Below are 26,373 nucleotides of genomic sequence, written 5' to 3'. Positions count from 1 at the left end.
AATTCGTGGTAACAATGCTCATCGCCCGACTTCACAGGGAGTTCTGTTATGTCAGCCAGGCATCCAATCATTGCCGTGACCGGTTCCAGCGGTGCCGGTACCACGACCACCAGCCTCGCCTTCCGTAAGATTTTCCAGCAGCTGAATCTGCATGCTGCGGAAGTGGAAGGTGACAGTTTTCACCGTTATACCCGTCCAGAAATGGATATGGCGATCCGTAAGGCACGCGATCTGGGCCGTCATATTAGCTACTTCGGTCCGGAAGCCAATGACTTCGGGCTGCTGGAACAGACGTTTAAGCATTACGGAAAAACCGGGCTGGGTGAGTCGCGCAAATATCTGCACACCTACGACGAAGCGGTGCCGTGGAATCAGGTGCCGGGCACCTTTACGCCCTGGCAGCCGCTGCCGGAAAACACTGACGTGCTGTTCTATGAAGGATTACACGGTGGCGTGGTTACACAGCAGCACAACGTCGCCGAGCATGTCGATTTGCTGGTCGGCGTGGTGCCGATTGTCAATCTGGAGTGGATTCAAAAGCTGGTGCGCGACACCAGCGAGCGCGGCCATTCCCGTGAAGCGGTGATGGATTCAGTGGTGCGTTCAATGGAGGATTATATCAACTTCATCACGCCGCAGTTCTCGCGCACCCACATCAACTTCCAGCGTGTACCTACGGTGGATACGTCCAACCCATTTGCCGCACGTGAAATTCCGTCACTCGATGAAAGCTTTGTGGTGATTCACTTCCGTGGACTGGAAGGCATTGCTTACCCTTACCTGCTGGCGATGATCCAGGGCTCGTTCATTTCACATATGAACACGTTGGTGGTGCCGGGCGGCAAAATGGGGCTGGCAATGGAGTTAATCATGACGCCACTGGTGCAGCGGCTGATTGAAGGTAAACGGATTGAATAATCCAGAAATTCTGTAGCGGCGGCCGTTTGGCCGCCCACTTATGTTATCGCTCAATCACTTCGTAACTGTGCGTCATTTTCACACTATTGCCGAGCATGATCGCCACCGAGCAATACTTCTCCGCCGACAGATCGACGGCCCGCGCCACCGCTTTATCGCTTAGCGCTGTGCCGCTAACGATAAAATGCAGGTTGATTTGCGTAAAAATACGTGGCGCTTCTTCCCGGCGCTCGGAGGTAAGTTTCACCTCGCAGTCAGCCACATCATTTCGGCCTTTTTGCAGGATCGATACCACGTCAATCGCGCTACAGCCGCCTGCTGCCATCAAAACCATCTCCATCGGGCTTGGCGCTTTGTCACCCGAGTTACCGTCCATTAATACCTGATGGCCTGATGAGGATTCTCCGAGAAAGGTCAGCCCTTCCACCCATTTCACTCGTGCCTGCATTATTCTTTCTCCTGAAGTGGCGGTTTTGCCGCCAGAGTACGCTTTCACTTGATAAACAGCAATCCAGACTCTTCCGCCTGTTGCTGAAGCGAGACAACAGAAGACAGCTTGCAAAAGCTGTGCTACAAACAGTGCTGAAAATATTTTCGTCATCACAGACGAAGGCGGGAAGAATCAAAAGCGTAGCTTAAGAATTACCCGGAAATAATTTTCCTTTACTGGAAACGCTCGACGATTACACCGCCTGACAGGGAAAACTGCCCCCTGTGTTTTGGGCACGATTACAACAGAGGATAATAGCGAATGGTTCTCGGCAAACCGCAAACAGACCCTACACTCGAATGGTTCCTGTCCCATTGCCATATTCACAAATATCCGTCCAAAAGCACGCTCATCCATCAGGGTGAGAAAGCGGAAACGCTGTACTACATCGTGAAAGGTTCCGTTGCGGTTCTGATCAAAGATGAAGAAGGCAAAGAGATGATCCTCTCCTACCTCAATCAGGGAGACTTCATCGGCGAACTCGGCCTGTTTGAAGAAGGCCAGGAACGTAGTGCCTGGGTACGTGCTAAGACTGCCTGCGAAGTGGCTGAAATTTCCTACAAAAAATTCCGTCAGCTGATTCAGGTAAACCCGGATATTTTAATGCGACTTTCGTCGCAAATGGCGCGTCGTCTGCAAGTCACTTCCGAGAAAGTGGGCAACCTTGCCTTCCTCGATGTGACGGGCCGTATCGCGCAAACACTGCTTAATCTGGCGAAACAACCCGATGCGATGACGCACCCCGACGGGATGCAAATCAAAATCACCCGTCAGGAGATTGGTCAGATCGTGGGTTGCTCACGCGAAACCGTGGGTCGAATCCTGAAAATGCTGGAAGATCAGAACCTGATCTCCGCACACGGTAAAACCATCGTCGTCTACGGCACCCGCTAATTTCTTATCACCCACGGCGTGATGGCAACATCGCGCCGTTTTTGTTTGCGATGAGCTGATGTGGCGCCGAATCATCTATCATCCTGAGGTCAACTACGCACTGCGGCAAACGCTGGTGATGTGCCTGCCTGTGGCACTAGGCTGGCTGTTTGGCGATCTGCAAAAAGGCCTGCTGTTCTCCTTAGTCCCTGCCTGCTGCAACATGGCGGGTCTTGATACACCGCATAAGCGCTTCTTTAAACGCCTGATTGTTGGCGGCTCACTGTTTGCTACCGCCAGTTTCCTGATCCAATTTCTCACCAGTGACGCCATTCCGTTACCGCTGATCCTGTTTGTGCTGCCGCTGCTGATAGGCGTGACCGGCGAAATCAGCCCGCTGCACGGCCGCTTGTTGCCCGCCACACTGATTGCCGCCATCTTTAGCCTCAGCCTGGTAGGACGCATGCCCATGTGGGTGCCGCCGCTGCTGTATATCGGCGGCACGCTATGGTATGGCCTGTTTAACTGGTTCTGGTTTTGGCTGTGGAAAGAGCAGCCGATGCGCGAAACGCTCAGTCTGCTGTATCGGGAACTGGCGGATTATTGCGATGCAAAATACACCCTGTTGACGCAGCTTACCGATCCCGAGAAAGCGCTGCCGCCGCTGCTGGCGCGTCAGCAAAAAGCCGTTGACCTGATCACCACCTGCTATCAGCAGATGCACATGCTCTCTGCCGGCCGCGATAACAGCCACAAGCGCCTGACGCGGGCTTTCCAGGTGGCGCTTGATTTGCAGGAGCACATCTCGGTGAGCCTGCACCAGCCGGAAGAAGTGCAAAAGCTGGTCGAGCAGAGTCACGCCGAAGCGGTGATCCGCTGGAATGCCAAAACCATCTCTGCGCGTCTGCGCCTGTTGGCCGATGCCATTCTCTATCATCAATTGCCCGATCGCTTCCACATGGAAAAGCAGCTCGGCGCGCTGGAAAAAATTGCGCGCCAGCATCCCGACAATCCGGTGGGCAACTTCTGCTATTACCATTTCAGCCGCATCGCCCGCGTGCTGCGCACCCAGAAACCGTTATACACCCGTGACCTGATGGCCGATCGCCAGCGCCGTTTGCCGTTGTTCCCGGCGCTGCGCAGCTATCTGTCGCTCAAGTCCGCTGCATTGCGCACCGCGGCTCGTATTTCGGTGATGCTGATGTTCGGCAGTGCGCTGGCGCTGTTCTTTAATATTCCCAAGCCTTATTGGATTCTGATGACCATCATGTTTGTCAGCCAGAATGGCTACAGCGCCACACGAGTGCGTATCCAGCACCGTGCGCTGGGCACCTTTGCCGGATTGCTGATCGCCGCAGGATCGCTACGGCTCGAAGTGCCTGAATCGATCACCCTGCTGTTTATGCTGGCCATCACCCTCGCCAGCTATCTGGTCACGCGCAAGTATTACGGCTGGTCGATGATTGGCTTCACCGTGACGGCGGTGTATTCGCTCCAGCTGTTGTCGCTGAACGGGGCGCAGTTCCTGCTGCCGCGCATGATGGATACCCTGATGGGCTGCCTGATCGCCTTTGCCGGTATGATCTGGCTGTGGCCACAGTGGCAGAGCGGATTACTGCGCAGCAACGCGCATGATGCGCTGGAGGCTTATCAGGAAGCCTTGCGGATGTTGCTGGGGCCGGAGCAATCTCCTGAAAAGCTGGCTTACCAGCGCATGAAGGTCAATCAGGCGCACAATGCACTGTTCAACTCACTGAATCAGGCATCGAGCGAACCGGGCTTTAACGCGCAGTACCTGAAAGATATGCGCATGTGGGTCACCCACAGCCAGTTCATTGTGGAGCATATTAACGCGATGACGATCCTGGCGCGTGAGCACACCATGCTGACGCCGAAACTGGCGGAACGCTATCTGCAATCCTGTGAAATTGCGCTGCAGCGCTGTCAGCAGCGACTGGCGTATGACGGGCCAGGCAATGACAGCAATATTCTGGAAGCGCCGGAGAATATGAATGAAGGGCCGGTAACGATTGTCGAGCAGCATGTGAAGCGCATCCTGCAACACCTGAATGTGATGCACACCATCTCTTCACTGGCCTGGAGCCAGCGACCGCATCACGGCCGCTGGCTAAAGGTTTTGCGTCCGAAAGGATGATTACGCCGCCAGCACTTTCTCAATCGCTTTGGCGAAACGCGCCATGCCTTCTTCGATGTCAGTCGGCTCGATCACCAGTGACGGCACAAAACGAATCACATCAGTGCCTGCGGTCAGAACCATCAACCCTTCTGCTGCCGAGGCATTGAGGATATCGCGCGCTTTACTGGCGTGCTGTGGCTTCAGCGCTGCGCCAATCAGCAAACCTTTGCCGCGAATCTCACTGAAAAGATCATATTTGCTGTCAATCGCCTGCAGTGCCTCAACGAACTGTTGACGACGGGCTTCCACGCCACCCAGCACTTCAGGGGTGTTGATGATGTCCAGAGCCGTTTCAGCAATCGCACAGGCCAGCGGGTTGCCGCCATAGGTGGTGCCGTGCACGCCCGGCGCCATCACTGAAGCGATTTCATTGGTGGTTAGCATCGCACTCACCGGGAATCCGCCGCCCAGCGCTTTCGCGGTGGTGATGATGTCTGGCTTGATGCCGTAATGTTCGTAGCTGAACAGCTTACCGCTACGACCCATGCCGCTCTGCACTTCATCCAGCACCAGCAGCGCTTTATGCTCATCGCACAGCGCACGCAGACCCTGCATAAATTCCTGCGTCGCAGCCACCACGCCGCCTTCGCCCTGAATCGGTTCAACGACAATCGCGCAGGTGTGGTCATCCATCACTGCTTTCACCGCATCCAGATCGTTAAACGGCACATGGACGATATCTGCCGGCTTTGGACCAAAGCCGTCGGAGTATTTCGGCTGGCCGCCAACAGAAACGGTAAACAAGGTACGACCATGGAACGCATTGTGGAACGCGATGATTTTGCTTTTGAACGGGCTGTGTTTTTTGCAGGCGTAATAACGCGCCAGCTTAAAAGCAGCTTCGTTAGCTTCCGCGCCGGAGTTGCCAAAGAAAACGCGATCGGCAAAGGTCGCTGCAATCAGTTTGCTCGCCAGACGCAGCGCCGGTTCGTTGGTGAACACGTTGCTGGTGTGCCACAGGGTTTCGCCCTGCGTTTTCAGCGTTTCCACCAGCGCCGGGTGGCAATGGCCTAAAGCAGTCACCGCGATACCGCCGGAGAAGTCGATATACTCTTTGCCCTGCTGATCCCAGACTCGGCTGCCCTTGCCTTTTACCGGCACGAACTGCGCTGGTGCATAAACAGGCAAAATCACGTTATCGAACGTTTCCCGGGTTACCGCTAGTTTTTCCGCTGCCATTGCTGACCTCATTGGGTTATTTATTGAGCTGAAGTGAAATTATAATCACAAAATATGCATAAAAAATCACACGAAGGCAAACATAAGTTACGTGTTGAGGAAATTAGTCAACAGCTGATGGCCCTGCTCGCTGAGGATGCTCTCAGGATGGAACTGCACCCCTTCTAAGGGCAGCGTACGGTGGCGGAAGCCCATGATCTCATCGGGCTCACCATCACGCAGGCTCCAGGCCGTGACTTCGAATTCTGCGGGCAGCGTATCGCGCGCCACAATCAGTGAATGATAGCGCGTGACGGTGAGGGGATTATTAAGGTCGCGAAATACGCCTTGATGAGTGTGCTGGATAACAGAGGTTTTGCCGTGCATCACCTGACGAGCCCGCACCACCTGCGCGCCATAGGCTTGCGCAATTGCCTGATGCCCGAGGCAAACACCGAGAATCGGTAAGCGACCGGCAAAATGGCGGATGGCATCCAGAGACACACCGGACTGATCCGGCGTGCAGGGACCGGGTGAAATCACCAGATGCGTCAGCGGCAACGCATCCATCTGCGCCAGCGTGATGGCATCGTTACGCACCACGCGCACTTCTGCGCCCAGCTCACAGAAGTACTGGTATAGATTCCAGGTGAAGGAGTCGTAGTTATCAATTAACAGCAGCATAGTGCCCTCAGGCCAGTCAAACCGCCGCTATTCTACGCATTTTACCGTGCGGGACTCACCACTTTCGCAAACTGTGTCGTCAGCGGTGCCAGATCGCCCGACACACCAGCAAACAGCGCGGTACGCCACATTTCTCGTTCCAGCTTATCCCACGTCAACAGGTAACCGGCATGCAGCGCCAGCTGTTCAAAGAAAATGCGCTGCGTGCGGCCATTACCCGCGCGGAACGGATGCAATACGAAGATCTCACAGTAATAATGCGCCAGCCGCGCGACAAACTCATCCTGCGTCAGGTTTGTCAGCTGTTGCTCATCTTCCAGCGCGCTCATCAGCGCATTGCCCTCTTTCTCGATGTATTCGCAATGGCAATAGGGTGTTTCGTCGCGCCAGATATCAATGCTGCGCAACTCCCCCGCCCAGCTGTAGAGATCCTGAAACAGCGTGCGGTGAATATGGCACAACCACGGCATGCCGGTGCTGCGCGGACCGAGTTCCAGTGTCGCCAGACGTGCCGCGCTAAAGGCCAACTCCGCTTTACGCAACTGCGCTTCATCATGAATATCGAGACGATTTTTCAACACCGTGTCGTTGTGCCAGACATAAGGGTCGCGCACGGCCAGACTGTTATCCGCCATATTGCCTCCTTAGTGACTCAAGTCGCTCTTCATGCTGCTCAGCGCTGATATCGCTGAGTACGTAGCCGGCAAGACGGCAACTGGCCTGATAACTGGCCATGCGGCGCTGTTGCCACAGGGTGGCTTTCTGTTTTTCGGTGAGTTGGCTGGTCATTGCGCCTCCGACAAGCAATTTGCCCTAAGTATAAGAGCTAATTTTAGCTTTGCCGGAGAGCAGCAGAACGCGCCGACGAGTGCCAGCGCGTTAATTCATTAAGGCAGGACTTTCGCAGACAGGATAACAATCGGTTTTGACGGCACATTTTGGTACGGGCCGACATCTTTGGTTGGCACCTGAGCAATCTTATCGATCACATCCTGGCCTTTCACAACTTTACCAAATACCGCATAACCGAAGTCGCGTTGACCGTGATCGAGGAAGGCGTTATCCGCAACGTTGAGGAAGAACTGGCTGGTCGCACTATCTTTATCTGCAGTACGCGCCATCGAGATGGTGCCACGCAGGTTACGCAAACCGTTGTCGGCTTCGTTCTTGATCGGTGCCACGGTCTGCTTCTGCTGCATATCCGTGGTGAAACCGCCGCCCTGGATCATAAAACCCGGGATCACACGGTGGAAGATAGTGTTGTTGTAGAAACCGTTGTTGACGTAGTCGACAAAGTTTTTCACCGAAACCGGGGCTTTCTGGTTGTTCAGTTCGAGTTCGATATTGCCCGCAGAGGTGGTGAGCAGCACATGGGTATCCCCTTTGGCTGCCAGAGCGGTAGCGGATACAGAAGAGAGCGCTAACAGGGCGACTGCCGCTGTCAAAGTACGTTTAAACATGAAAGATTCCTTACCATGGAGTGCAAGCTCAAAAACGAGATCGATTGTAAAGAGCAAGTTATACAAGAGCCAGCGTTTTACCGATATTTACGCTGATGTTGCGATTGTCATACTTTTTGGGGTGCGCAATCATTTGCGTGACGAAAATCACACTATTAATGAAATATTTCGCGCTCGTTACACTCGTTGTTTATTAAGATCACAGTTGCATTTACAATTCATGACACTTTTTGCCAATCCCGGCGCATCACAGGTTCAGAACATGACAAACCGTAATCGCATTGGCCTTACCTGGATCAGCTTTTTCTCCTACGCGCTCACCGGCGCGCTGGTGATCGTTACCGGTATGGTACTGGATAATATTGCCCAATACTTCCAGTTGCCCATCTCAGAAATGAGCAACACTTTCACCTTCCTGAATGCCGGTATCCTGGTCGCGGTATTCCTTAACGCCTGGCTGATGGTGATTGTGCCGTTGAAACGCCAGCTGATTTTTGGCTTTGTGCTGATGATCCTCGCGGTGGCAGGCCTGATGACCAGCCATAACCTGACCGTCTTCTCGCTGTGCATGTTTGTGCTCGGTGTGGTCAGCGGTATCACCATGTCGATCGGTACCTTCCTGATTACCCATCTGTACGATGGTCGCCAGCGTGGTTCGCGCCTGCTGTTTACCGACTCGTTCTTCAGCATGGCCGGTACCATTTTCCCGATCATCGCTGGCGTACTGCTGGCGCGCATGCTGCCGTGGTACTGGGTATACGCCTGCATCGGGGTGATTTACATCGCGATCTTTGTCCTGACGCTGATGGTGGAATTCCCGGAACTGAAAAGCGAAGCAGCCGTGCAAGGCGGCGAGAAAGAGAAATGGGGCATCGGCGTGTTGTTCCTGTCTATCGCGGCGCTGTGCTACATCCTCGGTCAATTGGGCTTTATCTCCTGGGTGCCAGAGTACGCCACCAAATCGATGGGCATGGATATTGCGGCGGCTGGTCAGCTCGTCGGTAACTTCTGGACCGCGTACATGGTCGGCATGTGGGTGTTCAGTTTCCTGCTGCGCTTCTTCGATCTGCAGCGCATCCTGATGGTATTGGCGGCCCTGGCAACCGGTTTAATGTACTGGTTTGTCACCACCAGTGACGCCAGCATGCTGCACTGGATCATTATGATTCTCGGCTTCAGCTCCAGCGCTATCTACACCACCATCATTACGCTGGGTTCGCTGCAAACCAAAGTCTCTTCGCCGAAGCTGGTGAACTTTATCCTCACCTGCGGCACCGTCGGCACCATGCTGACCTTTGTGGTTACCGGCCCGATTGTGGCGAAAGGCGGCGCACATGCAGCGCTCTCTACCGCCAATGGCCTGTATGCCGTGGTGTTTGTGATGTGCGTGCTGCTGGGCTTTGTGACCAAACATCGCCAGCACGGCCATATTACGCACTAATCGGTGACGTGCAGGGGTGAACGTTCACCTCTGTTGCCTGGCTCAGTAGCAAGAGAGTGCGCAGTGATGCGCACTCTTTTTTTATGCAGCGACTATCGTCGGAATGTCACCGCTTCCGCCTCACCCAAATAGATTTCACTGCTCGCGGGCTGCGTTGCCGCCACCACGCTTCCCTGCCGTATTGAATAGCGCACAGGCACTTGTCTGCGCACCGCATCAAAGCCACTTTCAGCCGGCAGAATAATCAGACTGGCATGGTCACCTACCGCCAGACCGTAATCCTTCAATTGCAACGTTTTCGCGCTGTTGGTGGTAATCAGGCTCAGGCCATTGTCGATCTGCTCGTAGCCCATCAACTGACAGACATGTAATCCCATATGCAGCACCTGCAGCATGCTGGCGGTGCCGAGCGGATACCAGGGATCAAACACATCATCATGGCCAAAGCAGACGTTAATATCGGCTTCCAGCAACTCCTTCACCCGCGTGATGCCACGGCGTTTGGGATAACTATCAAAACGGCCCTGCAGGTGAATGTTCACCAGTGGGTTAGCGACAAAATTAATCTTTGAAAGCTTCAGCAAGCGGAATAAGCGCGAGGTGTAGGCGTTGTTGTAGGAGTGCATCGCCGTGGTGTGGCTGGCGGTAACACGTTCGCCATTGCCATCACGATGTGCCAGTGCCGCCACGGTTTCGACAAAGCGCGATTGCTCATCATCGATCTCATCACAGTGCACATCCACCATGCGGTCATAACGGTTAGCGAGCGCGAAGGTTTTATGCAGCGATTCCACGCCATACTCGCGTGTGAACTCGAAGTGCGGGATGGCGCCCACCACATCGGCGCCGAGACGCAATGCCTCTTCCAGCAGCGCTTCACCATTTGGATAGGAGAGAATCCCCTCCTGCGGAAACGCCACGATTTGAATATCGATCCATGGCGCCATTTCCGCCTTTACTTCCAGCATGGCTTTCAGCGCGGTGAGAGTAGGATCGGAAACATCAACATGGGTACGCACATGCTGAATACCGTTGGCAATTTGCCACTTCAGCGTCTGCTGTGCGCGCTGTTTGACATCGTCATGGCTGAGCAGCGCCTTGCGCTCCGCCCAGCGTTCAATACCTTCAAACAGCGTGCCGGACTGATTCCAGGCAGGCTGCCCGGCGGTTTGCGTGGTGTCGAGATGGATATGCGGTTCGATAAATGGGGCACTTGCCAGCCCTCCTTCGGCATCCAGCGCATCATCCTGCTGCGTGATTTGCGGTGGCTGGGGGCGTAATGCCGTTATTTTGCCGCCGTTGATTTCCATCTGCCACAGACCCTGCTGGCCGGCCAGACGCAGGTTGTTGATCCACTTTAGTGTGCGATTCGCCATGCCTTCCTCCCGTTTTAAGCCACAGGTTAAGCTAGCATGAAAATCTTTCCGTCTGTGCCATAGGTTTTTAGTCTGCCAAAATGACCATGCAAAAAAGCCCTCAGCTCAGTTTGTAGCAGCGACACTGATGGCAACCGATGCTGCACAATAACCAATCAAATAAGCCACTTATCATTTTCGTTCAAAATCAATTACATACCTCTAAATAGGTATATGGCCGTGCGCTTGATGTGCATCAATAAGCGCCTGATATTGCGCGCTATCGTAAGCGCAGATACCGCAATTTTTGAGGCAAGCATGAGCAAGCACAGTGTCGTGATTATTGGCAACGGCATGGTCGGCCACCGCTTTATAGAAGAACTGATCGACAAAGCCGAACCCGGCCAATTTGCCATTACCGTCTTTTGTGAAGAACCGCGCGTCGCCTATGACCGCGTCCACCTTTCCGCCTACTTCTCCCATCACACCGCTGAAGAGCTGTCACTGGTTCGCCCCGGCTATTACGAAAAACATCAGGTCAACCTGCTGATCGGTGAGCGGGCGATTACCATCAACCGCGATGAAAAACTGATTCACTCCAATACCGGTCGCGCGGTGCATTACGACACGCTGATTTTTGCCACCGGCTCTTATCCGTGGATACCGCCGATAAGAGGTGCCGAAGGCAGTGACTGCTTTGTCTATCGCACCATCGAAGATCTCAACGCCATAGAAGCCTGTGCCCGCCGCAGCCAACGCGGTGCCGTGATTGGCGGCGGTCTGCTGGGTCTCGAAGCGGCAGGCGCACTGAAAAACCTCGGCATCGAAACCCATGTCATTGAGTTCGCGCCCGGATTAATGGCGGAACAGCTGGATGCGCAAGGTGGCGAGCAACTGCGTCGTAAGATCGAACAAATGGGTGTGCGTGTACACACCGGCAAAAATACCCAGCAAATTGTGCACCACGCAAAAGGCGGTAAGACGCTGGAATTCGCCGATGGTAGCGCGTTGGATGTCGATTTCATCGTGTTCTCCACTGGCATTCGTCCGCAAGACAAGCTGGCAAAACAGTGTGGGCTGGAAATCGGCCAGCGTGGCGGCATCGCCATCAATGACCGCTGCCAGACGCGCGATCCGGCAATTTATGCCGTCGGCGAATGCGCAGCCTGGCAAAACCGGCTGTTCGGCTTAGTCGCGCCGGGCTACAAAATGGCACAGGTCGCCAGCGATGCGTTGCTGGGACGCGACAGTGCCTTTTCCGGTGCCGATATGAGCGCCAAACTTAAGTTGCTGGGCGTGGATGTCGGTGGTATCGGCGATGCGCATGGCCGCACGCCGGGCGCGCGCAGCTATATGTGGCTCGACGAACAGAAACACATTTACAAACGCCTGATCGTCAGTGAAGACAATCGCACGCTGCTCGGCGCGGTATTGGTCGGTGACACCAGCGATTACGGCAATCTGCTACAGCTGGCGCTGAATAACATCGCGCTGCCCGATAATCCTGAAGGTTTGATTTTGCCAGCAGGCAGTGGCGAGAAGCCGGTGTTGGGAGTCGATTCCCTGCCGGACAGCGCGCAAATCTGCTCCTGCTTTGATGTCAGCAAAGGCGATATCGTCAAAGCGGTGCAAGCCGGTTGCCACACCGTGGCGATGCTGAAAAGCGAAACCCGTGCCGGCACCGGCTGCGGCGGCTGCATTCCGCTGCTCACTCAGGTGCTCAACGCGGAACTGAGCCGTCAGGGCATCGAAGTCAACAACCACCTGTGCGAACACTTCCCCTATTCACGTCAGGAGTTGTATCACCTGATTCGTGTCGAAGAGATCACTTCCTTCGATGCCTTACTGGCGAAATACGGTCAGGGTTATGGCTGTGAAGTGTGCAAACCCACCGTGGGTTCGCTGCTGGCATCCTGCTGGAACGACTATGTGCTCAAGCCACAACTCGCGCCACTTCAGGACAGTAACGATCTGTTCCTTGGCAATATCCAGAAAGATGGCTCCTACTCGGTGATCCCGCGCTCACCCGGGGGCGAAATCACGCCTGAAGGGTTGATGACGATTGGAGCGGTGGCGCGCCAGTACAACCTTTACACCAAAATCACCGGCTCACAACGTATTGGCCTGTTTGGTGCCCAGCGTGATGACCTGCCTGCCATCTGGTCGCAGCTGATTGATGCCGGATTTGAAACCGGCCAGGCGTATGCCAAAGCGTTGCGCATGGCAAAAACCTGCGTGGGCAGCACCTGGTGTCGCTATGGCGTCGGCGATAGCCTCGGCTTCGGTATCGAACTCGAGAACCGCTACAAAGGCATTCGTACACCGCACAAAATGAAGTTTGGCGTCTCGGGCTGCACGCGCGAATGTGCGGAGGCGCAGGGCAAAGATGTCGGCATCATCGCGACGGAAAAAGGCTGGAATCTGTACATATGCGGCAACGGCGGCATGAAGCCACGTCACGCCGATCTGCTGGCGGCGGATCTGGATCGCGACACTCTGCTCATGTACCTCGACCGCTTCATGATGTTCTATATCCGTACCGGTGACCGATTGCAGCGTACCTCGCTGTGGCTGGAAAGCATGGAGGGCGGTATCGACTATCTGCGCAGCGTGATTATCGATGACAAACTCAGCCTGAATACGCAACTGGAAGCTGAACTGGCGCGACTGCGGGCTGAAGTCGAGTGTGAATGGGCTGCGACGGTGAACGATCCCCGGCAGCATATCCACTTCAGCACCTTCATCAACAGCGATCAGCGCGATCCGCTGGTGCAGCACGTCGCTCAGCGCGATCAGCACCGTCCGGCAAGCCCTGCCGAGCGTATTGCCATCACCCAGATTGAGGAGATCGACGCATGAGCCAGTGGCATTCCGTGTGTGAACTCGAACAAATCCTGCCTGCCACCGGCGTCTGCGCGTTGGTAAAAGGCCAGCAGATTGCCATCTTCCGTCCGCATGATGATGAGCAACTCTATGCGCTGAGTAACATCGATCCTTTCTCCGCAGCCAGCGTGCTCTCACGCGGCCTGATTGCCGAACATCAGCACACGCTGTGGGTCGCCAGCCCACTGAAAAAACAGCGCTTCCGTTTAAGCGACGGCGTCTGCCTGGAAGATGCCGCCCGTTCCGTGGCGAGCTATCCGGTGCGCGTTACTGCGGGCCAGGTCGAAGTGTGCGCCTGACAGAATTCTTTTACTTTATGAGACGTCACTATGTTTACTGACACCCTGAATACCTGCGCCGCCAACGCGGCGCGCATTGTGCGTACGGCGCAGCACAGCCCGCTGGCCTTCTGGATCAGCTCGGCGATGGCAGGCGCTTACGTCGGCCTCGCTATCATCCTGATTTTTACTCTCGGCAACCTGGCCGATCCAACCTGGCGTCCGCTGATCATGGGCGCGACCTTTGGTATCGCCCTGACGCTGGTGATCATTGCCGGGTCGGAGCTGTTTACCGGCCATACAATGTTCCTCACCGTGGGCGTCAAAGCCGGGACCATCAGCCAGGGCCAGATGTGGTGCGTATTGCCGCAAACCTGGCTGGGTAATCTGATTGGCTCGGTGTTTGTCGCCCTGCTCTACTACTACGCAGCCGGTGCGATGCTACCCAATGCAGGCGCACTGATTCACAGTGCCGCGCTGGCGAAAACCACGCAGCCCGCCATGGCGCTGTTCTTCAAGGGTGCGCTGTGCAACTGGCTGGTGTGTCTGGCGATCTGGATGGCAGTGCGCACCGAAGGCACGGCAAAATTCATTGCCATCTGGTGGTGCCTGCTGGCGTTCATCGCCTCCGGCTATGAACACTCGGTAGCGAATATGACGGTCTTTGCACTGTCGTGGTTTGGTCAGCATAATGCCGACCTGACCTTGAGCGGCATCGGTCATAACCTGCTGTGGGTGACGCTGGGTAACATGTTCTCTGGCATGGTATTGATGGGCCTTGGATACTGGTACGCCACGCCACAGGCTCAGCGGCCGCAAGTGGCGCCACAAGCCACTGCGCTCAAATCGGTTTAACGTTTTTAAGCCCGCACATTGCGGGCTTTTTTGAGGATGAGCGATGGACTATTTTCCGCTGTTTTGCCGTCTGCGAGGCAAGCGTTGTTTATTGGTCGGCGGCGGCGATGTAGCCGAGCGCAAAGCGCGCCTGCTGCTGGATGCCGGTGCCGATCTGCACGTTGGCGCAGTGCAATTCTCTCCTGCGTTTCAGCAGTGGGCTGAACAGGGAAAGTTGCACCTATTGCCCGGCACATTTGAAGAGCAGTGGCTGGAGGGCTGCTGGCTGGTCATTGCCGCCACCGACGATGACGCTGTGAATCAGCAAGTGGGCGATGCCGCCGAAGCACGCCGCATCTTCTGCAATCTGGTGGATGCGCCGCAGGAAGCCAGCGCTATCATGCCGTCGATTGTCGATCGCTCCCCGCTGATGATTGCGGTGTCCTCCGGTGGCCGCGCTCCGGTGCTGGCGCGCCTGATGCGTGAGAAGCTGGAAGCGATGCTGCCGCAGCATCTGGGCCAACTGGCTTCACTCGCTGGCACACTGCGCAGCCGGGTGAAGAAAACCTTCGCCAGCATGGGACAGCGCCGGGCATTTTGGGAGCGCTTCTTTGCCAGCGATCGTCTGGCGCAAACGCTGGCGAATGGTGACAAGCCACGCGCCGATCATATCGTTGATACGCTGTTCGATGCGCCGCTCTCCCAACAAGGTGAAGTGGTGCTGGTGGGCGCGGGTCCAGGCGATGCCGGATTATTAACGCTGAAAGGTTTGCAGTGTATCCAGCAGGCCGATGTGGTGGTGTATGACCGTCTGGTGTCCGAACCCATTCTCAACCTGGTGCGCCGCGATGCTGAACGCATCTTCGTCGGTAAACAGGCCGGACATCACTGCGTGCCGCAGTCGCAAATTAACCAGTTACTGTTAGAGCAGGCTCAGAGCGGCAAGCGCGTGGTACGGCTGAAAGGCGGCGATCCCTTTATTTTCGGTCGCGGTGGTGAGGAACTAGAAGTACTGGCACAGCACAACATTCCGTTCAGCGTGGTGCCAGGTATTACCGCCGCCTCCGGTTGTGCCGCCTACAGCGGCATTCCGCTGACGCATCGCGACCATGCGCAGAGCGTGCGCTTTGTCACCGGTCATCTGCAACAACAGGGCGAAATTGAGTGGAGTAAGCTGGCGGCAGAGCAGCAAACGCTGGTGTTCTATATGGGGCTGAATCAGGCACCCGAGATCCAGCGCCAGCTGTTGCAGCATGGCATGGATGCGACGATGCCGGTCGCCATCGTGCAGAACGGCACCACGCCAGAACAACAGGTGGAAACCGCGACGTTAGCCGAACTCAGCACGCTGGCGCAGCAGTTTGCCAGCCCGGCGCTGATTATCGTCGGGCGCGTGGTCAGCCTGCGCCGCCAGTTACGCTGGTTTTAAACATAAAAAAACGGCGAGTCATCACAACTCGCCGTTCATAGGTCAGGCAGCTAGCTGATTAAGGCTGAGCCACAAAACCCACCGCTTCATAAACTTTCTTCAGCGTTTCCTGCGCCTGCGCACGGGCCTTGGTGGCGCCATCACGCATCACCTGATTCAGGAAAGCTTCGTCGTTACGGAAACGATGATAGCGCTCCTGCAGCTCAGTCAGCATGCCGGAAACCGCTTCCGCCACTTCGCCTTTCAGGTGGCCATACATCTTGCCTTCGAATTCCTGCTCCAGCTGCGGAATCGACTTACCGGTGACACCAGAAAGAATATCCAGCAGGTTAGAAACACCGGCTTTTTCTTTCACGTCGTAACGCACCACTGGCGGCTCGGCGGAATCGGTTACCGCGCGCTTGATCTTTTTCACTACCGCTTTGGTGTCTTCCAGCAGGCCAATCACGTTGTTACGGTTGTCATCCGACTTCGACATCTTCTTGGTCGGTTCCAGCAGCGACATCACGCGTGCGCCTGATTTCGGAATAAACGGCTCAGGAATTTTGAACACATCGCCATACAGCGCATTGAAACGGCCGGCGATATCGCGGCTCAGTTCCAGATGCTGCTTCTGATCTTCGCCCACTGGCACCTGGTTGGTCTGATACAGCAGAATATCGGCCGCCATCAGCACCGGGTAATCGAACAAACCCGCGGTGATGTTTTCAGAATAACGCGCGGACTTATCCTTAAACTGCGTCATACGGCTCAGCTCGCCAAAGTAGGCATAGCAGTTCAGTACCCAGCTCAGCTGCGCGTGTTCTGGCACATGTGACTGAACAAAGATGGTGCTTTTCGCTGGATCGATACCGCAGGCAAGGTACAGCGCCAGCGTGTCCAGCGTGGCTTTGCGCAGCGCAGCCGGATCCTGACGAACGGTGATGGCGTGCAGATCGACGATGCAGTAAATGCAGTGAAAATCATCCTGCATCTGCACCCACTGACGCAGCGCACCCATATAGTTGCCAATGGTCAGTTCACCGGAAGGCTGGGCGCCGCTGAAAACGATGGGTTTGCTCATGTTATATCCTGATAATTACAGCCCGAGAGCGGGCAAAAGTTCGCTAAAAGTATCGAGAGTGAGATCGGGTTGGCTGGCGGCAATCGGCTCGCCATAGTTGTAGCCAAACGTCATACCGACATTAGGTACACCCGCAGCCTGAGCCGCGTGAATATCATTACGAGAATCACCAACAAACAGTAATTCTTTTTGCAGTACGCCAAAGTGACCCAAAACAAGAAAGATCGCTGCCGGATGGGGCTTTTTCACCACCACATCATCACCGCCAATAATCAGCGTGAAGAAATCGGCAATGCCCAGCGATTGCAGCAAAGGCGCGACAAACGGCGTCGGCTTGTTGGTGACGATGGCCATCGGCAAGCCTTTGGCATGCAAAGCAGCCAGCGTCTCTTTCACCTGCGGGAACAGCGTGCTGCCCGCTTCCACCGTTTCGGCGTAATACTTGTCAAACAGCGTGCGTGCGTCACGCTGCTCTTCGGCGTGCGGTTCACGGCCTAGTGCCCAGGTCAGCGCGCGTGTCATCATCACATCTGCGCCATTGCCAATCCAGGTGGAAGCCAGCGCCAGGCCAGGAGGCGGTAACTGCAAATCACCTAAAGCATGATCGATGGCCTGTGACAGACCCGGCGCGCTATCAACCAGCGTGCCATCGAGATCAAACGCCAGCGCGCGGATATCAGTGAAATGAGCCATTAACTTTCTCCAGTTCGCCGCGCATTTCGTCGATCACTTTTTTGTAATCGGGGTGACCGAAGATCGCTGAACCGGCCACAAACATATCCGCACCTGCCGCCGCGATCTGACCGATGTTATCGATCTTCACACCACCGTCCACTTCCAGACGGATATCGTAACCGCTTTGATCAATGAGACGACGCGCCTGACGCAATTTGTCCAGCGTGCCGGGAATGAAGGATTGGCCGCCGAAGCCAGGGTTCACTGACATCAGCAGAATGATGTCGAGTTTATCCATCACGTAGTCGAGGTAATCGAGCGGCGTCGCCGGATTGAACACCAGACCCGCTTTACAGCCGTGCTCTTTGATCAGTTGCAGTGTGCGGTCAACGTGCTCACTAGCTTCAGGATGGAAGGTAATGTAAGTCGCGCCCGCTTTAGCGAACTCTGGAATCAGTGCATCCACCGGCTTCACCATCAGATGCACATCAATCGGTGCCGTAATGCCATAGTCGCGCAGCGCTTTCAGCACCATTGGCCCCATGGTCAGATTAGGCACATAGTGGTTATCCATCACGTCGAAATGCACCACATCCCCGCCTGCTGCCAGCGCTTTGGCGGTATCTTCGCCCAGGCGAGCAAAGTCAGCAGCAAGAATTGAAGGGGCCAGCAAAAATTGTTTCATCCGATTCTCCCAATTTTGTGCGCCAGCCAGAGCTGGCGTAATGCGTTGGTCGCGGACGAAACAGGCTAGCGGAAAAGCGCCAGCAGTTCGTCAACCTGAGTGCGACCACTTATGCTTCGGCTGATGGAACGCCGGGCTTTGACTACGTGTAAAACCGCATTCTGATACCACTCACGCGTGAGCAGCGTGTCGTGGTTGGAAATCAGCACCGGTATGCTGTTTTCATGTGCCAGCTTATTTGCCAGCTCGGCCAGATGCTGCTGCTCGCGCAGGCTAAAGCTATTGGTGTGGTACGCGGTAAAGTTCGCCGTCGCCGACAAGGGCGCATACGGCGGATCGCAATAAACCACTGAGCCAGCAGGGGCGTTGTTCAGAGTAACATCGTACGATTCACAGACAAAGGTCGCTTTTTGCGCCCGTTCGGCAAACCACAACAGCTCCGCTTCCGGGAAGTAAGGTTTGCGATAACGACCAAAAGGCACATTGAACTCACCGCGCAGATTGTAACGGCACAAACCGTTATAGCCATGCCGATTGAGATAGAGAAACAGTAATGCACGCTGATATTCATCTTTGCTGGCGTTAAAGGCCAGACGTTGCGCGTAATAGGTCTCTGCGATATTACCTTCAGGCGTGAACAGCTGCCGCGCGTCTTCAATAAACTCAACCGTGCGGTTTTTAACGATGTTATAGAGATTGATCAGGTCACCGTTGATGTCCGCCAGGTGATAGCGATCATAATCGGTGTTGAGGAACACGGAACCGGCACCCACAAAAGGTTCGACTAAACAGTCACCTTGTGGCAAATGACGACGGATATCGTCAAGCAGCGGGTATTTCCCTCCGGCCCATTTAAGGAAAGCGCGATTTTTCTTCATGCTGTCGTGGTTATTACATCTTAATTATGGGCTGTGGTGGAACCGACAGCAGCTCTGCGCTTTAAACGGGGCCACGAGAACGCAGCCCCACATCAATTACTGGCTTTCTTTCTTCACCTGACTCAACGGTTTTACCCACGGATTTGCCGCACGAACTTCAGCAGGCAGTGATGCCACTGCGCGCTTGGCATCGGCTGGCGTAGCGTAAGCACCGCTGACCAGCACATACCAGGGCTGACCGTTACGCGTGGTCTTATACACGTGATAACCGCTCAGATTTTGTTTCTTCGCCCAGGCATTCAGGCTCTCTTCTTTCGAGGCACCGCTCAACTGCAGCGTGTAGCTGCCACCGGTTGGCAGTGACTTACTGGCACCGCTGCTGGCACTCACAGGTGCATTGTGTGCAGCGGTGGTATGTGTTTTATTCTCTTTTGCTCCGGCTACAGGTTTCGACGTGGCCGGCGCTTTGTGCGCGGTGTTGCTGTGCGCTTCACGTGAACCGTTGCTATTGGCACGCGCAGATGTCTCAGAACGCATCGCCGGAGGCGTTATCGCTTTACCGTTACCGCTTACGGTAGCAGGCGCGGTCGGCAATGAACTGTTGCCTTGTGCACCCTGTGCCGCGTTATCAACCTGACCTTGCTGGTTGCTCAACGCATTGTTGAGATCGCCCGGCAGCGTCACACGTTGCTGATTGGCTGGCGTATCGACAGGCGCAGCCTGCGTCGGTGTTGAAGACACCGCTGGCATAGAAATCGAGTTGGAATCGCCGCCTGCTGAAGAGGAGGATGTCGCTGGCGTCTGAGGTGCGTTTCCTTCCGCTGAAGGCGTGGCGTTTTGCTGGCCGCTCATGGACGTCGAGCCGGAAAGGTCGATGTTCTTTTCACCGCCGGTTGCCGTTGGCGCCGCATTGCCATTATTAGCAGTGGTCGCTGGTTTCTTTTCATCTGGACCGGTCAAAGCCGAACCGATGCCCAGTACTACCAACAGCAGAACCAGGATGCCGATCCCCATCATCATATGCTGACGAGAAACAGGTACCTTCACTTTCGGCGCAGAAGACGTTTTGCGTGGCCGCGTAGGACGGCGGTCACTGGCATCAGGTTTTAACTCGTCTTCCGGTTTGAACTCATCCATCTAGCCTCCTCCGTAAAACGGCACGCTTCCCACGCACCGCATCACCACTCTACCCGTCATACTCAAGCTGAAACGGCGTTGGTTGCACTTTATTATCCAGACGCTCACTCACATCAGCGCCTGGAATGCATGCAATGCTCACCTTGCTGCAGCTCAACTTATTCCGGATATCTTCAGTATTTTATACAATCGTTAATCGCAGCCAGCACCATATCATGTGCCACACCTGCGCGCACTTCAGAGCGGCCAATTGCGAGAGGCAGCACCAAACGCATTTCACCCGCCAGCACTTTCTTATCGCGCATCATGTGCGGAAGATACGCTTCTGCTTTCATGCTTTCCGGGCCGTGCACCGGTAAACCGGCACGCAGAAATAGCGCGATAATACGATCGGTATCCGTCGAAATGAACTGACCCAGACGTTCGGCGGTACGGGCAGCCATGACCATTCCCGCCGCAATCGCTTCACCGTGTAACCAGTTGCCATAGCCCATGTGCGCTTCAATCGCATGACCAAAAGTATGGCCCAGATTGAGCAGTGCGCGTTGACCGTTTTCACGCTCATCGGCGGCAACCACTTCAGCTTTGAGTTCACAGCAGCGACGGATGCAGTAGGCCAGGGCTTGCTGATCCAATGCCAGCAGCGCATCAAGATTCTGCTCGAGCCACTGGAAGAATTCCCCGTCGAGGATAATGCCGTATTTGATCACTTCTGCCAGACCAGACGCCAATTCGCGCGCCGGCAGCGTAGCCAGGCAATCGGTATCGACCACCACTGAGGCTGGCTGGTAGAAGGCACCAATCATGTTTTTGCCCAGCGGATGGTTGACGGCTGTTTTACCGCCGACCGAAGAGTCGACCTGAGACAGCAGCGTTGTCGGTACCTGGATAAAGCGCACACCGCGTTGATAGCTCGCAGCAGCAAACCCAGTAAGATCGCCAATCACACCGCCGCCGAGCGCAATTAACGTGGTATCACGTCCATGCGGTTTCTGCAGCAGCGCGGTGAAGACATCGTCCATCACAGCGAGCGTCTTGTACTTTTCACCATCAGGTAAAATCACCTGATCCACCTTCACGCCCGCCTGCGAAAGCAGTGCTGACAGCTTGTCGAGGTAGATCGGGGCAAGCGTCTCATTGGTCACCAGCATGGCGTTATCGCCTGCTTTTAGCGGCCAAAAAGAAGCCGGATCGTTAAACAGTCCGGCAGCGATGGTGATGGGGTAACTACGATCCCCGAGTGAGACAGTGATCTTCTCCATGATGACCGATACCTATTGCTGAGCCGTCAGGGCGCTGGATTAATTTTTTTCCAGCATGTTGATGATCTGATTGGCGACAACTTTTGCACTTTGATCGTCAGTGCGAATAGTGACGTCAGCGATCTCTTCATAAAGTGGATTACGTTCGCCAGCTAAAGCTTCCAGTACTTCGCGCGGTGGCTCTTCAACCTGTAACAACGGACGTTTTTTATCACGCTGTGTACGAGCAAGTTGCTTCTCGATAGTCGTTTCAAGATAAACGACCACGCCGCGGGCGGAGAGACGATTGCGGGTTTCACGGGATTTGACAGAACCACCACCGGTCGCCAGGACAATGCCTTGTTTCTCGGTGAGTTCATTAATGATCTTCTCTTCGCGATCGCGGAAACCGTCTTCGCCTTCCACATCAAATACCCAGCCTACATCCGCTCCGGTACGTCGCTCAATTTCCTGATCGGAATCGAAAAATTCCATATTGAGTTGCTGAGCTAACTGACGACCAATAGTGCTTTTGCCGGCACCCATCGGCCCAACCAGAAAGATATTGCGTTTCTCTGCCATTTTATCGGTATTACTAAGAATTCGTTGATGATACCCCGCGTTCAGCATAGTGCTGGCGGGACAGGAACTGAGACCTCATGAGCATTAACAAGAGTCAGACGGAAAATTATCTCAACACTCATGGCCGTTTGGCAACCGAATAAATTGCCCCCGGCGACCTTGTAACAGGACCGGTCTGTGGTTCGCGAGACGGTAACGCCCCTCCTGTTTTCCTTCACACTTCAAGCAGCATGCGCGTTGGCTGTGTCTTTTCATCCCTGAAACTTACAGAAATAAGCTTAGAAATGAACGCTTTTACCACCGCGCTTTAACTCAATTTATTTAAGGAAAATATATTCTGACGCCAGTATCGCTTGTGACTGACGCCCATCGGAAGGTTATCCTGCCGCGTTCCGCTACACCGTTTTAAAAATCGCTAAACCTTGTAAGCTAATTCCTGCCCTGCGTCAACGCAGATGGCAAATCAGAGTGAATTTTCCGCTTTATCCGGCTGTAAGCGCTGCTTCCCTGACCAGTCTGGGGGTAATGAAGATCACCAACTCCTTCTTTTTATGTTCTTTGGTTTGCTGACGGAACAGCGTTCCCAATAGGGGCAGTTCACCCAACCAAGGTACCCGCTGTTCGGTCTGCATGCGCTGTTGTTGAAAAATCCCGCCCAGCGCCAACGTTTCGCCATCACGCAGCGTCACCTGCGTTTCAATTTCCTGCTTATCAATACTCAGCACGCTACTTTCACCCACGTTCAGGCTGCGCCCCGGCATGTTCTGGCTTAAGCGCAGTTTTAACTGAATCCGTCCATTCCCCAGCACCATGGGCGTCACTTCCATCCCTAACACTGCCTCTTTAAATTCAATCGCCGTTGCACCACTGCTGCCCGACTTCACCTCGTAAGGAATTTCGGTTCCCTGTTTAATGGAAGCGGTTTGCTGATGAGAGGTAAAAAGCCGCGGACTGGCGATGATTTCAATTTGGTTCTCCTGCTCAAGCGCGCTGAGTTCCAGATTTAGCAATCCGCCACTGACCTGCCCCAGCGTAACGCCCGCACGCAAAGCAGGATTATTCACCGCCAATGGGATCTCCAGCTGTGGATGATGCAAGGCTGCCGTCACACTTTGGGCAGGTGCGGTGTGCCAGTTCACCCCCAGCTCACGCAGATGTTCTTCATTGATAGTGATGATGTGGGCAGACAACTCGACCTGTTCGAGTGGCATATCCAGCGCGCGCAACCAGCGCGAGGCGTCACGCAACGCGGCGGCGGTGTCACGCAATAACAAGCTGTTGGTGCGGCTATCGACCGTGACACTGCCGCGTGAAGTGAGGAGTGAACGCTCCGCTTGCAGACTACGATAGACATCGCTGGCATTGGCGTAATGCAGCGTAACGGACTGCTGTTCGAGAGGAAGTTGCTGTTGCCGCTCCTCATGCTCTGTTTTCGCCTGTTGTGTCTGCATCTGTTGCCAGCTTTCGGGATAAACCAGCAGCACGCCCTCTTCCTGCACTACGGTGAGTTTTGCCAGCCGGGTCACCAGCGCCAGTGCGCGTTCCCATCCTACATTTTCCAGACGCAGTGATAAGCGCCCTTCAACGCCAGGTGCAATCAGCAGGTTGGTTTGTTGATAATCTGCCAGCGCCTGCAAAATACGTTCAACGGGGGCATCATCAAACACCAGGCTTAAGCGTTCTTCATTTGCCTGCAGGGGCAGGCTCAAACTCAGGCACAGCAGTAGTGTCATCCATTTCATAATATCCTCCTTTTATAGACCAGATGATTTGCTGCGGTGGGCAGCTTTGCGCGACATGCAAGGTCATGCTATTCGCGGTTAATGCTGCCACCTGCCAGCTTGAGCGCGGTAACCGAGCCGAAGGGCCAAGCCGATGATTTTTTCCTTCTGGTGAGCGTAGCCAGGCAACATAGCGCGTGGGAGTACCGATAATGCCCTGCAACCGCCAGCCATCAGGTTCAGCTACCTGCATCCGACATTGCACCTCGGGCAGCGGCTGAAAGGGATCGCGTGCCAGCGTAAAGCCGCTCCACAGCACTAACAGCCATGCACTATGGCGCATCTCCATCCTCCAGCCACAGCTGTGTGTTCAGCGCTCCCTGCTCTTCTTTGAGTTCAAAGCGCTGCGGCACAGGCAGGCGAGTCAATGACAGCGCTGAAAACAGCGGAACAAATTGCGCCCAGCCGAGCCGCAGCTGTAACTGCTGCGGCTGATTATCCGGTAGCCAGCTTTCCAGTTGATCGCCGCGCGCGGTGATCAAAGCTTCAAGCGTAGCTTGCTCAGTGACGCCACTCATGGGTTGCTGTAACCGTGCGATTTCCTGTTCGAGTACGTTGATGGCAGGTCGTGCAGCCAATAGCTGCTGACGCTGCATCACCTGTTGTGACAACACCGCCAGCTGGCGTAATTGGCCAGCATGGACCTGTTGCTGCGGGCGAAGCAAAATCCACCACGCCATAAGCATCAGCAGCAGAGACATGCCTAACAGGCAGGCAATCCGCCACATCAGGGCTAAAGCGAGCCAGCGCTGTAATGCATCATTCACCGATGTTCTCCTGCATCCGCGCGCGCAAGACAAATCGATAGTGCCCAGCGGTTTGGCGCTGCACGCTGGCCGGTTTAACCGTGGCAAACAGCGGCTGCCGCATCAATTGATGACGAAAATCCTGGATCGCCATCATGCTCTGCGCCTGCCCCTCGAACAGCAAGACGCCCTGGCGCCGCTCCACCCGTTTGAGCCAAAGCGTGTCCTGCATCAACATTGGCAAGCGCAGCCAGAACTGTTGCCAGCGCTGATGCTCATCCTTTTTACGCTGCCGTATCCGCTGCGTCTCTAATAGCTCATCGCGTTGCTGCAGCAGCAGTTGCTGTCGCGTCAACTGGCGTTGCAACGCTTCATGCTGTTGGCTGATATCCGCCAACGTCCTGTGCATCTGGCCCTGTGTCTGGCTTCCGCGCCACCATAACGACAGCACCATCATTAAAGTCGCCAGCAGGACGCATCCCAGCAGGGAAAAACTTTGCTGGCGGCGGCGCTGCTGCAACCGGACGCGCCAGGGTAATAAATTGACGGCCAGCATCATGCATCCTCCGGGCGCAGCGCCAGACCCAGCGCAATGGCAAATTCCCCTTCGTGCGCGGGCAATGGCGGCTGCCGGTAATGCAGTAATGAAAGCGGTTGACAGTGCGCCACGCTGGGTTCAGCCAGGCTGTAGGTCGAGGTGCAAAAGATGGAGGATGCCTGAGGGAAGGTTTCACGCAGTTTCGCCAGCGTTAGAGGCTCTGTGGCCGCGCCTGATGTGCCCGGCTCACCGGCTAACGTCCATAGCCAGTGATCGCTAAGCGGATGGATTAAAAGTTGGTCACGATGCAGCGGCATGCGCATGGCGATTTGGGTCAACGCCAGGCTGCTCAGTTCAAAGACATCGGGTCGCAGGCCAGCCTCCTTTAACGGCGCCAGCCACTGCGCAATCACTTCACGCCGAGCCGCCGTAATGCACAGCTGCGTTGCATTGCGTGCCGAGCGGTAGTCAATCGACAGCGTGGCGGGTTCAACCGGAAACAAGCGTGGTGCCGAGGATGCCACATAACGGCTCATTGCCGGCTCACTGAGCGAGGTTTCTGGCAGCGGCAATGTTCGCTGCAACACCAGTTGCGGGGGCAAGCCAACTCGCAGTGAATAGCGTTTCGGCAGATGGCGCTGCCAGCGCGTCAACATCTCCTGTAACAGTGGGGTAGTTTGCAACACGCCGTTGCGTAACGTATCGTGCGGCAGCGGTTGCTGCCACCAATGGCGTAACTGCCAGCCATGACGTCGGCGTTCAATGCCCAGGGCGCAGAGTTGCCCGTTTTGGATGTCCAATCCAATTTGCCAGCGCTGAAAAGCCATATGCGCGATCTCCTTATCTTTTAAGGTAAAAAAAGAGAGACCCTCAATCTTTCGAGTGGCGGCAAGGCGGAAAACGAGCTATTACTCAGGCGCTTACCGAAGTCAGCGTCTAAGGTGAGCTCGCGCAGCCGACGTAGCTGCCGCTCGAAGTATGACGGGTATATCAAAGCGTCAGGCTTGCCTTTATACTACCGCGCGATTGTTTATAAACTGCCCAAAC

The 26,373-nt window shown here is 55.1% G+C and carries 27 protein-coding genes; 8 read left to right on the top strand and 19 right to left on the bottom strand.

Going from position 1 to position 26,373, the window contains the following annotated elements:
* The first annotated feature begins 48 nt into the window (after window positions 1-48).
* Window positions 49-918 carry a phosphoribulokinase gene (locus WFP70_RS15150; protein ID WP_034819573.1) on the top strand — a complete coding sequence of 290 codons (870 nt, stop codon included), beginning with the start codon at window positions 49-51 and terminating at the stop codon, window positions 916-918.
* A 43-nt stretch (window positions 919-961) separates the two neighbouring features.
* Here WFP70_RS15150 and WFP70_RS15145 read toward each other — a convergent pair whose 3' ends face one another.
* Window positions 962-1,366, bottom strand: coding sequence for an OsmC family protein (locus tag WFP70_RS15145; RefSeq protein ID WP_034819576.1), 405 nt, complete (start codon window positions 1,364-1,366; stop codon window positions 962-964).
* 303 nt (window positions 1,367-1,669) lie between these two features.
* Between WFP70_RS15145 and crp the strand changes: the two genes are divergently transcribed.
* Window positions 1,670-2,302, top strand: coding sequence for a cAMP-activated global transcriptional regulator CRP (gene crp, locus WFP70_RS15140; protein WP_000242758.1), 633 nt, complete (start codon window positions 1,670-1,672; stop codon window positions 2,300-2,302).
* Window positions 2,303-2,360: 58 nt separating this feature from the next.
* Entirely contained in the window at window positions 2,361-4,436 is a 2,076-nt protein-coding gene (locus tag WFP70_RS15135; RefSeq protein WP_337023702.1) for a YccS/YhfK family putative transporter, read from the top strand.
* On the opposite strand, the gene argD is transcribed toward WFP70_RS15135, so the two are convergent.
* From argD to ppiA, 5 genes are all read right to left on the bottom strand, one after another.
* The gene (gene argD, locus WFP70_RS15130) at window positions 4,437-5,657 is read right to left on the bottom strand and encodes a bifunctional acetylornithine/succinyldiaminopimelate transaminase (protein WP_166936271.1); all 1,221 of its coding nucleotides are present in this window, start codon (window positions 5,655-5,657) and stop codon (window positions 4,437-4,439) included.
* 87 nt (window positions 5,658-5,744) lie between these two features.
* Window positions 5,745-6,320: an aminodeoxychorismate synthase component II gene (locus tag WFP70_RS15125; RefSeq protein WP_337023703.1), complete on the bottom strand. Its 576-nt coding sequence runs from the start codon at window positions 6,318-6,320 to the stop codon at window positions 5,745-5,747.
* 41 nt (window positions 6,321-6,361) lie between these two features.
* Window positions 6,362-6,955 (bottom strand): putative adenosine monophosphate-protein transferase Fic, encoded by a 594-nt coding sequence (locus WFP70_RS15120; protein ID WP_337023704.1) that lies wholly within the window; start codon window positions 6,953-6,955, stop codon window positions 6,362-6,364.
* Window positions 6,945-7,109 carry a YhfG family protein gene (locus tag WFP70_RS15115; RefSeq protein ID WP_072016960.1) on the bottom strand — a complete coding sequence of 55 codons (165 nt, stop codon included), beginning with the start codon at window positions 7,107-7,109 and terminating at the stop codon, window positions 6,945-6,947. Before WFP70_RS15115 ends, WFP70_RS15120 begins: the two co-directional genes overlap by 11 nt.
* A 98-nt stretch (window positions 7,110-7,207) precedes the next feature.
* Window positions 7,208-7,780, bottom strand: coding sequence for a peptidylprolyl isomerase A (ppiA, locus tag WFP70_RS15110; RefSeq protein WP_034819591.1), 573 nt, complete (start codon window positions 7,778-7,780; stop codon window positions 7,208-7,210).
* A gap of 262 nt (window positions 7,781-8,042) precedes the next feature.
* On the opposite strand from ppiA, the gene tsgA reads away from it, so the two are divergent.
* The gene (tsgA, locus tag WFP70_RS15105) at window positions 8,043-9,221 is read left to right on the top strand and encodes an MFS transporter TsgA (protein ID WP_097119703.1); all 1,179 of its coding nucleotides are present in this window, start codon (window positions 8,043-8,045) and stop codon (window positions 9,219-9,221) included.
* A gap of 92 nt (window positions 9,222-9,313) precedes the next feature.
* Here the strand turns inward: tsgA and WFP70_RS15100 are convergent, their stop codons facing one another.
* The gene (locus tag WFP70_RS15100; protein ID WP_337023705.1) at window positions 9,314-10,597 is read right to left on the bottom strand and encodes a cytosine deaminase; all 1,284 of its coding nucleotides are present in this window, start codon (window positions 10,595-10,597) and stop codon (window positions 9,314-9,316) included.
* Window positions 10,598-10,894: 297 nt separating this feature from the next.
* On the opposite strand from WFP70_RS15100, the gene nirB reads away from it, so the two are divergent.
* The 4 genes from nirB to cysG are packed head-to-tail and all read left to right on the top strand — an operon-like array spanning window position 10,895 to window position 16,000.
* Window positions 10,895-13,435, top strand: coding sequence for a nitrite reductase large subunit NirB (nirB, locus tag WFP70_RS15095; protein ID WP_337023706.1), 2,541 nt, complete (start codon window positions 10,895-10,897; stop codon window positions 13,433-13,435).
* On the top strand, window positions 13,432-13,758 hold the full coding sequence (gene nirD / locus WFP70_RS15090; protein WP_038644290.1) for a nitrite reductase small subunit NirD: 327 nt from the start codon (window positions 13,432-13,434) through the stop codon (window positions 13,756-13,758). The genes nirB and nirD overlap by 4 nt, the downstream gene beginning before the upstream one ends.
* A 30-nt stretch (window positions 13,759-13,788) precedes the next feature.
* The gene (gene nirC / locus WFP70_RS15085; protein ID WP_337023707.1) at window positions 13,789-14,592 is read left to right on the top strand and encodes a nitrite transporter NirC; all 804 of its coding nucleotides are present in this window, start codon (window positions 13,789-13,791) and stop codon (window positions 14,590-14,592) included.
* A 43-nt stretch (window positions 14,593-14,635) separates the two neighbouring features.
* Complete coding sequence (cysG, locus tag WFP70_RS15080; RefSeq protein ID WP_337023708.1) at window positions 14,636-16,000, top strand: siroheme synthase CysG; 1,365 nt, start codon at window positions 14,636-14,638, stop codon at window positions 15,998-16,000.
* Between the two features lie 58 nt (window positions 16,001-16,058).
* Here cysG and trpS read toward each other — a convergent pair whose 3' ends face one another.
* The 12 genes from trpS to pilM all read right to left on the bottom strand — a co-directional run bounded on the left by trpS (window position 16,059) and on the right by pilM (window position 26,153).
* The gene (trpS, locus tag WFP70_RS15075; RefSeq protein ID WP_034819607.1) at window positions 16,059-17,063 is read right to left on the bottom strand and encodes a tryptophan--tRNA ligase; all 1,005 of its coding nucleotides are present in this window, start codon (window positions 17,061-17,063) and stop codon (window positions 16,059-16,061) included.
* A gap of 15 nt (window positions 17,064-17,078) precedes the next feature.
* Window positions 17,079-17,756, bottom strand: a complete 678-nt coding sequence (locus WFP70_RS15070) for a phosphoglycolate phosphatase (protein ID WP_160834626.1) — start codon at window positions 17,754-17,756, stop codon at window positions 17,079-17,081.
* Window positions 17,740-18,423 (bottom strand): ribulose-phosphate 3-epimerase, encoded by a 684-nt coding sequence (gene rpe / locus WFP70_RS15065; protein ID WP_034819612.1) that lies wholly within the window; start codon window positions 18,421-18,423, stop codon window positions 17,740-17,742. Before rpe ends, WFP70_RS15070 begins: the two co-directional genes overlap by 17 nt.
* Before the next feature lie 65 nt (window positions 18,424-18,488).
* Window positions 18,489-19,301, bottom strand: a complete 813-nt coding sequence (gene dam, locus WFP70_RS15060; RefSeq protein WP_034819614.1) for an adenine-specific DNA-methyltransferase — start codon at window positions 19,299-19,301, stop codon at window positions 18,489-18,491.
* Window positions 19,302-19,397: 96 nt separating this feature from the next.
* On the bottom strand, window positions 19,398-20,438 hold the full coding sequence (locus WFP70_RS15055) for an SPOR domain-containing protein (protein ID WP_337023709.1): 1,041 nt from the start codon (window positions 20,436-20,438) through the stop codon (window positions 19,398-19,400).
* 173 nt (window positions 20,439-20,611) lie between these two features.
* Window positions 20,612-21,700, bottom strand: a complete 1,089-nt coding sequence (aroB, locus tag WFP70_RS15050) for a 3-dehydroquinate synthase (RefSeq protein ID WP_337023710.1) — start codon at window positions 21,698-21,700, stop codon at window positions 20,612-20,614.
* Window positions 21,701-21,739: 39 nt separating this feature from the next.
* Entirely contained in the window at window positions 21,740-22,261 is a 522-nt protein-coding gene (gene aroK, locus WFP70_RS15045) for a shikimate kinase AroK (RefSeq protein WP_034820046.1), read from the bottom strand.
* A gap of 482 nt (window positions 22,262-22,743) precedes the next feature.
* On the bottom strand, window positions 22,744-24,003 hold the full coding sequence (gene hofQ, locus WFP70_RS15040; protein WP_160834628.1) for a DNA uptake porin HofQ: 1,260 nt from the start codon (window positions 24,001-24,003) through the stop codon (window positions 22,744-22,746).
* Window positions 23,945-24,325 (bottom strand): HofP DNA utilization family protein, encoded by a 381-nt coding sequence (locus tag WFP70_RS15035; RefSeq protein WP_097119709.1) that lies wholly within the window; start codon window positions 24,323-24,325, stop codon window positions 23,945-23,947. The genes hofQ and WFP70_RS15035 overlap by 59 nt, the downstream gene beginning before the upstream one ends.
* Complete coding sequence (locus tag WFP70_RS15030) at window positions 24,315-24,809, bottom strand: HofO family protein (RefSeq protein WP_337023711.1); 495 nt, start codon at window positions 24,807-24,809, stop codon at window positions 24,315-24,317. The genes WFP70_RS15035 and WFP70_RS15030 overlap by 11 nt, the downstream gene beginning before the upstream one ends.
* On the bottom strand, window positions 24,802-25,347 hold the full coding sequence (locus WFP70_RS15025; RefSeq protein ID WP_337023712.1) for a PilN domain-containing protein: 546 nt from the start codon (window positions 25,345-25,347) through the stop codon (window positions 24,802-24,804). The genes WFP70_RS15030 and WFP70_RS15025 overlap by 8 nt, the downstream gene beginning before the upstream one ends.
* Complete coding sequence (gene pilM / locus WFP70_RS15020) at window positions 25,344-26,153, bottom strand: pilus assembly protein PilM (RefSeq protein ID WP_160868900.1); 810 nt, start codon at window positions 26,151-26,153, stop codon at window positions 25,344-25,346. Before pilM ends, WFP70_RS15025 begins: the two co-directional genes overlap by 4 nt.
* Window positions 26,154-26,373 lie beyond the last annotated feature (220 nt).

The sequence above is a fragment of the Pantoea sp. USMM079 genome (genome assembly GCF_037153115.1).
Taxonomy (GTDB): domain Bacteria; phylum Pseudomonadota; class Gammaproteobacteria; order Enterobacterales; family Enterobacteriaceae; genus Pantoea; species Pantoea communis.
The sequence above is the reverse complement of the archived record's forward strand: the minus strand, read 5'-3'. Positions and strand labels throughout refer to the sequence as shown.

Bases quoted from the DNA above. Each gene is read 5' to 3' on its own strand.
- ppiA (WP_034819591.1), bottom strand. From the start codon at position 7,780: ATGTTTAAACGTACTTTGACAGCGGCAGTCGCCCTGTTAGCGCTCTCT.
- WFP70_RS15070 (WP_160834626.1), bottom strand. From the start codon at position 17,756: ATGGCTCATTTCACTGATATCCGCGCGCTGGCGTTTGATCTCGATGGC.
- WFP70_RS15025 (WP_337023712.1), bottom strand. From the start codon at position 25,347: ATGATGCTGGCCGTCAATTTATTACCCTGGCGCGTCCGGTTGCAGCAG.
- hofQ (WP_160834628.1), bottom strand. From the start codon at position 24,003: ATGAAATGGATGACACTACTGCTGTGCCTGAGTTTGAGCCTGCCCCTG.
- WFP70_RS15120 (WP_337023704.1), bottom strand. From the start codon at position 6,955: ATGGCGGATAACAGTCTGGCCGTGCGCGACCCTTATGTCTGGCACAAC.
- aroB (WP_337023710.1), bottom strand. From the start codon at position 21,700: ATGGAGAAGATCACTGTCTCACTCGGGGATCGTAGTTACCCCATCACC.
- tsgA (WP_097119703.1), top strand. From the start codon at position 8,043: ATGACAAACCGTAATCGCATTGGCCTTACCTGGATCAGCTTTTTCTCC.
- nirB (WP_337023706.1), top strand. From the start codon at position 10,895: ATGAGCAAGCACAGTGTCGTGATTATTGGCAACGGCATGGTCGGCCAC.
- rpe (WP_034819612.1), bottom strand. From the start codon at position 18,423: ATGAAACAATTTTTGCTGGCCCCTTCAATTCTTGCTGCTGACTTTGCT.
- WFP70_RS15150 (WP_034819573.1), top strand. From the start codon at position 49: ATGTCAGCCAGGCATCCAATCATTGCCGTGACCGGTTCCAGCGGTGCC.
- WFP70_RS15035 (WP_097119709.1), bottom strand. From the start codon at position 24,325: ATGCGCCATAGTGCATGGCTGTTAGTGCTGTGGAGCGGCTTTACGCTG.
- nirC (WP_337023707.1), top strand. From the start codon at position 13,789: ATGTTTACTGACACCCTGAATACCTGCGCCGCCAACGCGGCGCGCATT.
- trpS (WP_034819607.1), bottom strand. From the start codon at position 17,063: ATGAGCAAACCCATCGTTTTCAGCGGCGCCCAGCCTTCCGGTGAACTG.
- crp (WP_000242758.1), top strand. From the start codon at position 1,670: ATGGTTCTCGGCAAACCGCAAACAGACCCTACACTCGAATGGTTCCTG.
- nirD (WP_038644290.1), top strand. From the start codon at position 13,432: ATGAGCCAGTGGCATTCCGTGTGTGAACTCGAACAAATCCTGCCTGCC.
- aroK (WP_034820046.1), bottom strand. From the start codon at position 22,261: ATGGCAGAGAAACGCAATATCTTTCTGGTTGGGCCGATGGGTGCCGGC.
- WFP70_RS15135 (WP_337023702.1), top strand. From the start codon at position 2,361: ATGTGGCGCCGAATCATCTATCATCCTGAGGTCAACTACGCACTGCGG.
- WFP70_RS15055 (WP_337023709.1), bottom strand. From the start codon at position 20,438: ATGGATGAGTTCAAACCGGAAGACGAGTTAAAACCTGATGCCAGTGAC.
- WFP70_RS15125 (WP_337023703.1), bottom strand. From the start codon at position 6,320: ATGCTGCTGTTAATTGATAACTACGACTCCTTCACCTGGAATCTATAC.
- WFP70_RS15100 (WP_337023705.1), bottom strand. From the start codon at position 10,597: ATGGCGAATCGCACACTAAAGTGGATCAACAACCTGCGTCTGGCCGGC.
- argD (WP_166936271.1), bottom strand. From the start codon at position 5,657: ATGGCAGCGGAAAAACTAGCGGTAACCCGGGAAACGTTCGATAACGTG.
- WFP70_RS15115 (WP_072016960.1), bottom strand. From the start codon at position 7,109: ATGACCAGCCAACTCACCGAAAAACAGAAAGCCACCCTGTGGCAACAG.
- pilM (WP_160868900.1), bottom strand. From the start codon at position 26,153: ATGGCTTTTCAGCGCTGGCAAATTGGATTGGACATCCAAAACGGGCAA.
- cysG (WP_337023708.1), top strand. From the start codon at position 14,636: ATGGACTATTTTCCGCTGTTTTGCCGTCTGCGAGGCAAGCGTTGTTTA.
- WFP70_RS15145 (WP_034819576.1), bottom strand. From the start codon at position 1,366: ATGCAGGCACGAGTGAAATGGGTGGAAGGGCTGACCTTTCTCGGAGAA.
- dam (WP_034819614.1), bottom strand. From the start codon at position 19,301: ATGAAGAAAAATCGCGCTTTCCTTAAATGGGCCGGAGGGAAATACCCG.